The organism is Psychrobacter glacincola (assembly GCF_904846215.1).
GTDB classification, from domain to species: domain Bacteria; phylum Pseudomonadota; class Gammaproteobacteria; order Pseudomonadales; family Moraxellaceae; genus Psychrobacter; species Psychrobacter glacincola.
In genome coordinates this window covers 1-547 of sequence record NZ_CAJGZK010000107.1, presented here as the reverse complement: position 1 = coordinate 547, position 547 = coordinate 1, and the positions used below count along the sequence as shown (strand labels likewise).

Sequence of the window (547 nt, the reverse complement as noted above, 5' to 3'; positions counted from 1 at the left end):
CTTCATCACTCAACTTGCTCGCTGGAATTTTGGATTTTCGCTTCCATTTTAAGCTAAATAAGTCATCACGGCGATCAAGCAAATTGTGGACCGAACCTTCGTTACGGACGTGAGTGAGCTTGTCTAAATTCACATCTGAAAAGAAAACCATCTCAGTGTTGGCCGTCGTTTCTGCCATAATCGCGTCATGCGGGAATGCAAAATCTGACGGTGAAAAAATAGACGACTGCGCGTACTGAATGTCTAAGCTCTCAACTTGCGGTAAGTTACCCACTGATCCACAAATCATCACATAACATTCGTTTTCAATGGCTCGCGCTTGAGCACAGGGGCGCACACGTAAGTAGCCGTTTTTGGTATCTGTCCAAAAAGGCACGAACAAAATATCCATATCGTCGAGCGCCAACAAGCGGGCAAGCTCAGGGAATTCAACATCATAACAGACCAAGATACCAATACGACCAGCATCCGTATCAAATACTTTGACCTCATCACCGCCTTCGATGACCCAAGCGCTACGCTCATGAGGGGTAATATGGATTTTGCG

Annotated in this window: 1 protein-coding gene; it reads right to left on the bottom strand. The window is 45.9% G+C overall.

The annotated features are described in order from the left end of the window. On the bottom strand, nucleotides 1-547 hold a 547-nt coding region (locus tag JMW90_RS13640; RefSeq protein WP_276529663.1), incomplete at both ends, for a nitrilase-related carbon-nitrogen hydrolase.